At 73.2% G+C, this 7,624-nt stretch carries 1 protein-coding gene; it reads left to right on the forward strand.

Going from position 1 to position 7,624, the window contains the following annotated elements; all coding sequences use genetic code 11:
• The first annotated feature begins 64 nt into the window (after nucleotides 1-64).
• Nucleotides 65-7,618, forward strand: a complete 7,554-nt coding sequence (locus AC0AIB_RS27160) for a type I polyketide synthase (protein ID WP_465097736.1) — start codon at nucleotides 65-67, stop codon at nucleotides 7,616-7,618.
• Nucleotides 7,619-7,624 lie beyond the last annotated feature (6 nt).

The following is a 7,624-nucleotide window of genomic DNA, read 5'->3' on the forward strand; positions in this document are numbered from 1 at the left end:
GTATGCCTCGGGTGCTCGTGTGTTGCGGGTGTGGTTGAGGCGGGTGGGGTCGGGTGTGCGTCTGGTGGCGGTGGACGAGTCGGGTGCGCCGGTGGTGTCGGTGGACTCTCTCGTCCTGCGGGAGATGACCGGTGTGGCTGCTGCCCCGGCTGCCGCCTCGCGGTCGCTGTTCGAGGTCACCTGGGAGACCGAGGAGGTCACGCCGGCCGGGGTGCCGACGGGCTGGGCCCTGCTGGGTGCCCCGGACGTCGCTGCGGCCCTGCCTGCGGCCCTGCCTGCGGCCCGGGTCTTCACCGACGTGGCGGAGCTGGTCTCCGCCGTGGCACCGGGAGAGACCGCGCCCGAGGTGGTGCTGCTGCCGGTGCGCGGGGTCGTCGACGCCCCGGTGCCCGAGACGGTGCGCGCCCTGACCGACGAGGTCCTGGCGATGGTGCGGGCGTGGCTGACCGCAGACGTGTTGGCCGACTCCCGCCTGGTGGTGGTGACCCGGGGCGCGGTGGCCGCGCAGGACGACGAGCGGGTGGTCGACCTGGCGGGTGCGGCGGTGTGGGGTCTGCTGCGGTCGGCGCAGTCGGAACACCCGGGCCGCATCGTGCTCGCTGACACGGACGAGACAATCGACGCGCGGGCACTCGGCGTGCTGGTGGCCGTCGCGGCGGACCAGTCCACAGTCGGCGGGCAGCTCGCGATCCGGGGTGACCGGGTGGTGGTGCCCCGGCTCGTCCGGCAGGTCGGCGCGGAACTGACCCCGCCGGCCGACGGCGGCTGGCACGTGGCCACGGTTCGTCCCGGCACCCTGGACGGCGTCGAGATCGTTCCGACCGCCCAGGTCGACCTGGCTCCCGGTCAGGTCCGGATTGCGGTGCGGGCTGCCGGGGTGAATTTCCGTGACGTTCTTATCGCGTTGGGTGTGTACCCGGATTCGGCTGCGGTGATGGGCAGTGAGGGTGCGGGTGTGGTGGTGGAGGTGGGTCCGGGCGTTGTTGACCTGGTGCCCGGCGACCGGGTCATGGGCTTGTTCGAGCCCGGGTTCGGGCCTGAGGTGGTGGCGCAGCGGGAGCGGGTGGCGAGGGTTCCCGCCGGCTGGTCGTTCGTGGAGGCGGCGTCGGTTCCGGTGGTGTTCTTGACGGCGTTCTATGCGTTGCGTGATCTGGCGGGTTTGCGGGCCGGTGAGTCGGTGCTGATTCACTCCGGTGCTGGTGGTGTGGGTATGGCGGCGGTTCAGCTCGCCCGGCATTTCGGTGCGACGGTGTATGCGACGGCGAGTCCTGGGAAGTGGGGCGTTCTGCGGGAGTTGGGGGTCGCGCCGGAGCGGATCGCGTCGTCGCGGACCACGGAGTTCGAGGGTGCGTTCGCGTCGGCGTCGGGTGGTGCGGGTGTGGATGTGGTGTTGGATGCGTTGGCGGGTGAGTTCGTGGACGCGTCGTTGCGGTTGTTGCCGCGTGGTGGTCGGTTCGTGGAGATGGGCAAGACCGATGTTCGGGACCCGGAACTCGTCGCCGAGCAGTATCCGGGTGTCGCTTATCGGGCGTTCGATCTGAACGAGGCGGGTGGTGTTCGGATCGGGCAGATGCTCGCCGAACTGCTTGCCCTCTTTGAGCGGGGTGTGCTGCGGCCGTTGCCGATCCGGGTGTGGGATGTGCGGGAGGCGCGGGGGGCGTTGCGGCACATCAGTCAGGCCCGGCACGTGGGCAAGGTGGTGCTCACCGTGCCTGCCCCGGTGGACCCGGAGGGCACGACGTTGGTCACGGGTGCGTCGGGCACTTTGGCGGGTGTGGTGGCGCGGCATCTGGTTGCTACGGGGCGGTCGAGGCGTCTGTTGTTGGCGTCGCGTCGTCTGCCGGTGGAGGGCAGTGGTTATGCGGCGTTGGTAGCGGAGTTGACCGGTGCGGGTGCGTCGGTCACGACCGTCGCGGTGGATGTCGCGGATCCGGTGCAGGTCGCTGCTGTGGTCGCGGGTGTGGATGCGGCGTGTCCGTTGACGGCGGTGGTGCATTGTGCGGGTGTGGTGGCCGACGGCACGATCGCTTCCCTGGATGCGGGTGCTGTGGCTGCGGTGATGGGGCCGAAGGTGGATGCGGCGTGGGCGTTGCATGAGGTGACGGCGGGGTTGGATCTGTCGGCGTTCGTGGTGTTCTCGTCGGTGGCGGCGACGTTGGGTTCGCCGGGTCAGGGCAACTATGCGGCGGCGAACGCGTTCCTCGACGCCCTCGCGTCGTACCGGCGGGCGCGGGGGTTGCCGGCCACCAGCATCGGCTGGGGCATGTGGGCCACGGGTGGCATGGCCGCGCGCCTGGGCACCGACGACCGGCAGCGGCTGGGCCGGCTCGGCATGACCGGCCTCACCGCCGCCGAGGGCGCCGCCCTGTTCGACGCCGCGGTCGCCGGGGCACCGCCGATGGTGGTGGCCGCGCGGCTGCGGATCACCGGGGAGCCCGGGCAGGTCCCGCCGATCCTGCGTCGGTTGGCCCGGACCGGGGCCCGCCGGCAGGCGCGCACCGTCGAGGCAGGCACGGGCACGGCCTGGTCGGAGCGGCTGGCCGGGCTGTCGCAGGACGAGGCCCGTCGGTTGCTTGTGGAGTTGGTCTGTGCCCAGGCGGCGGCGGTGCTGGGGCATGCGTCGGCGCAGGCGGTGCCGGGTGGTCGGGCGTTCAAGGAACTCGGGTTCGACTCGTTGACCTCGGTGGAGCTGCGGAACCGGTTGGCCTCGGTGACCGGGCTGCGGCTTTCCGCGACCCTCGTCTTCGACTACCCGACACCGGCCCGGCTCGCCGAGCACCTGCACGAGCAGTGGGGTCACTCCGGGGCCGCGGCCCCCGCCGCCGCCCGGACCGTCACCCTCCCCGGCGACGACGACCCGATCGCCATCGTCGGGATGGCCTGCCGGTTCCCGGGCGGCGTCTCCAGCCCGGAGCAGTTGTGGAACCTGGTCGCCTCGGGCCGGGATGCCATCGACGGCTTCCCGACCGACAGGGGCTGGGACCTCGACGCGCTCTACGACCCGGATGCGGACCGGGCGGGGACGTCCACCACCCGGCAGGGTGGCTTCCTGTACGACGCGGCCGAGTTCGATCCCGAGTTCTTCGGCATCTCGCCCCGTGAGGCGCTGGCGATGGATCCGCAGCAGCGGTTGCTGTTGGAGACCTCGTGGGAGGCGTTCGAGTCCGCCGGCCTCGACCCCCGCGACACCAGGGTCACCACCGGCGTGTACGCCGGGCTCATCCACCATGACTACGCGGGCCGGCTGGAGGCCTCGGAGGAGCTGGAGGGCTACCTCGTCAACGGCACCGCCGGCAGCGTCGCCTCCGGCCGGGTGGCGTACGTGTTCGGGCTGGAAGGGCCGGCGGTCACCGTCGACACCGCGTGTTCGTCGTCGCTGGTCGCCCTGCACCTGGCCGCGCAGGCGCTGCGGTCTGGGGAATGCGACCTGGCCCTGGCCGGTGGCGTGACCGTGATGGCCACCCCCAGCGCCTTCGTCGGCTTCTCCCGGCAGCGGGGTCTCGCTCCGGATGGTCGGTGCAAGGCGTTCGCCGGGGGTGCGGACGGCACTGGTTGGGGTGAGGGTGTGGGCATGCTCCTGGTGGAGCGGCTTTCCGACGCCCGGCGGCGTGGGCACCGGGTTCTTGCGGTGGTGCGGGGTAGTGCGGTGAACCAGGATGGTGCGTCGAACGGTCTCACTGCGCCGAATGGTCCGTCGCAGCAGCGGGTGATTCGTCAGGCTCTTGCCAACGCGCGGCTGTCGACGGCGGATGTGGATGTTGTCGAAGCTCATGGCACCGGGACCACGCTGGGTGATCCGATCGAGGCGCAGGCGTTGTTGGCGACGTATGGGCAGGGTCGGTCGGGGGGTCGGCCGTTGTTGTTGGGGTCGGTGAAGTCGAATCTTGGTCACACGCAGGCGGCGGCGGGTGTGGCGGGTGTGATCAAGATGGTTATGGCGATGCGGCATGGTCTGGTGCCGGCGTCGTTGCATGTGGATGAGCCGTCGCCGCATGTGGACTGGTCGGCGGGGGCGGTGGCGTTGGCGACGGAGGCGATGCCGTGGCCGGTGGTGGATCGGCCGCGTCGGGCGGCGGTGTCGTCGTTCGGGATCTCCGGCACGAATGCGCATGTGATCATCGAGCAGCCGCCGACGGCGGATGTGACCGAGGCTGCGGAGCTGTGGGTGCCGGTGGTGGTGCCGGTGTTGCTGTCGGCGCGGTCGGAGACGGTCCTGGCCGCGCAGGCGGGCCGGTGGGCCCACTGGCTGGCAGGCGACGAGACGTTGCGTCCGGTGGACGTGGGCTGGTCGTCGGTGATCACCCGGGCGACGTGGGAGCACCGCGCGGTGATCGCGGCGGCCGACCGGACAGAGCTGCTCGTCGGACTGCGCGCGCTCGCCGCCGGTGAGCCGTCGGGCACTGTGGTGACCGGTGCGCAGGGGCCGCGCGGTCAGCTCGCGGTGCTCTTCTCCGGGCAGGGCGCGCAGCGTGTGGGCATGGGTCGGGAGTTGTACGAGGCGTTCCCGGTGTTCGCCACCGGGTTGGACGAGGTGTGCGGCCATCTCGATCCGTTCCTGCCGCAGCCGTTGCGGACTGTGTTGTTCGCCGAGGCGGGTTCGGCGGAGGCGGAGTTGCTGGATCAGACCGTCTTCACCCAGGCGGGGTTGTTCGCCGTCGAGGTGGCGTTGTTCCGCCTGGTCGAGTCGTTCGGGGTCGTGCCGGACTTCGTCGGTGGCCATTCGATCGGGGAGATCACCGCCGCGTACGTGGCCGGGGTGCTGTCGTTGGCCGACGCGTGTGTGCTGGTGGCGGCGCGGGGTCGGTTGATGCAGGCGCTGCCGGTCGGGGGCGGGATGCTCGCGGTGGGCGCGTCCGAGGAGGCGGTCGCCGAGACGCTTGTGGGCCGGGCCGACCGGGTCGGCCTCGCCGCGGTGAACGGCCCGTCGGCCGTGGTCGTCTCCGGGGTGGCCGACGCCTTGGACGAGGTGGAGCGGATCTGGCGGGAGCGGGGTGCGCGGACGCGTCGGTTGACGGTGAGCCATGCGTTCCACAGCCCGCTGATGGAACCGATGCTCGCCGAGTTCCGGGCCGTGGTCGCGGGGCTGACCTTCACGTCACCGCTACTGCCTGTGGTGTCCAACCTGACCGGTGCGCTCGCCGACGCCGAGGAGCTCCACGACCCGGACTACTGGGTCCGCCACGTGCGGGAGACCGTCCGCTTCGCCGACGGGATCACAGTGCTCCGCAAGGCGGGCGTGGACACGTTCCTGGAGATCGGGCCGCAGAGTGTGCTGACCGCGATGGCCGCCGACGTGCTCCCCGGTGACGAGGACGTGCTCGCCGTGGCCGTCCAGCGGCGGGACCGCGCCGAGATGACCGGACTGGCGGCCGCGCTGGGCGAGTTGCACGTGCGCGGGCTGCCGGTCAGGTGGGAGCCGTGGTTCACCGACGCGCGCCGGGTGGATCTGCCCACGTATGCGTTCCAGCACCAGCGGTTCTGGCCCGAGCCGGCGAAGCCGCAGGGCCCGGTCGTGGACGCGGGGGACACCGAGTTCTGGGCCGCCGTCGAGGGTGGTGACCTCACCGTCCTCACCGACCAGCTCGGTGCCGACGCGGTGGACGCCCTCACTCCGGCCCTGCCCGCCCTGACCTCCTGGCGGCGGGCCCGGACCCGCGACACGGCGGTGAACGGCTGGTCGTACCAGGTGGGATGGCGACGGGTCGACCTCGGTGACCCGACGACGGCGGGCGGCGGCTGGCTGCTCGTCGGCCCCGCCGGCGACCCGGCGGAGGAGCAGGTGACCGCCGCGCTGACCGCCGCAGGTGGGGAGGTCCGGCGACTGGTCGTCGATCCGGCCACCGTCGGCCGTGGCGGCCTGACCCGCCGGTTGACCAGCGCGTTGGCCGACGGACCGCTCGCCGGCGTGGTCTCACTGCTCGGCCTGGCCGACGAGCCCCACCCGGGACAGCCGGCTGTGCCGGCCGGCGTCGCGGCCACCCTGCTGCTGGTCCAGGCACTGCACGACGCCGGTGCGGCGGCCCCGCTGTGGTGCGTCACCCGGGGCGCGGTCGGCACCGGCACCGACGACCCGGCGCGCAGCGCCGCCCAGGGGGCCCTGTGGGGCATGGGCCGGGTCGCCGGCCTCGAACTGCCGCAACTACGGGTGGGTCTGCTGGACCTGCCGGAGCGGGACGCCGACCCGGTCCGGCTGGCGGCGGCGCTCACCGCCGCCGGCGACGAGGACCAGCTCGCGGTCCGGCCGACCGGCGTGTACGCGCGCCGGCTGACCCGGGCCACCCACGCCGACCCGGCGGCGGCCGACCGCTGGCAACCCTCCGGCACGGTGCTGGTCACCGGCGGCACGGGCGCGCTCGGCGCGCACGTGGCCCGCTGGGCGGCCGGCCACGGCGCCGCGCACCTGGTGCTGACCGGCCGGCGCGGCGACGCCGCCCCCGGTGCGACGGAACTGCGCGACGAGTTGACCGCCCTCGGGGCCCGGGTCACCATCGCCGCCTGTGACGTGGCCGACCGGAACGCGGTGGCCGCACTGCTCGCCGGGATCGACGACGACCCGGCACCCCTGACCGCTGTGGTGCACGCGGCCGGGCTGAACGACGTGGCCCCGCTGGTCGACACCGACCTGGAGCGGCTGGCCGGGGTACTGGCCGCCAAGATCGCCGGGGCGGCGCACCTCGACGAGCTGCTCGGCGACCGTCCGCTCGACGCGTTCGTCCTCTTCGCCTCGATCGCCGGGGTGTGGGGCAGCGGCGGCCAGGCCGGCTATGCGGCAGGCAACGCGTACCTCGACGCCCTGGCCGAGCGGCGACGTGCCCGTGGCCTCGCCGCCACCTCGGTGGCGTGGGGGCCCTGGGCCGACGGCGGCATGGCCACCGACGACGCCCGGCGGGAGCTGGCCCGGCGTGGCCTGCGGGCCATGTCGCCGGCCGACGCGGTGCACGCCCTGCGGGTGGCCGTCGGACGTGGACGGCCCTGCCTTACCGTGGTCGACGTCGACTGGGCGACGTTCGCCCCGGCGTACGAGTCAGCCGGGCCGCGTCCGCTCCTGGCCGACCTGCCCGAGGCCCGTCCGGCCGTCGGCCCGGCCGAGGACACCGCGACGGCCGACGGTGGCCGGTCGCTGCGCGAGCGGCTGCTGGCCCTGCCCGGCGACGAGCGGGACCGCCACCTCACCGACCTGGTCCGCGCCGAGGCGGCGGCCGTGCTCGGCCACACCGGTTCCGAGCTGGTCAAGCCGGGGCGGGCGTTCAAGGAACTGGGCTTCGACTCGTTGACCGCCGTGGAACTGCGCAACCGGCTCGCCCGGCTCACCGGCCTGTCCCTGCCCACCACGCTGGTCTTCGACTACCCCGCCCCGGTGGCCGTGGCCGGGCACCTGCTCGCCGAGTTGGTGCCCGAGGCGCAGCGGGAGGAGGCGGCCGACCCGGCGGAGACGGCGGTGCGGCAGACCCTCGCCACCATCCCGCTGGCCCGCATCCGCGAGGCCGGACTGCTGGACCTGCTGCTCAACCTGGCCAACGGCGACGACACCGACCACACCTCCACCGACGAGGTCGACATCGACGAGATGGACGCCGACACCCTCATCAGGCTGGCGCTCGACGGCTCCGAGTCCTGACCCTTG

Source organism: Micromonospora sp. DSM 43699 (assembly GCF_055517075.1).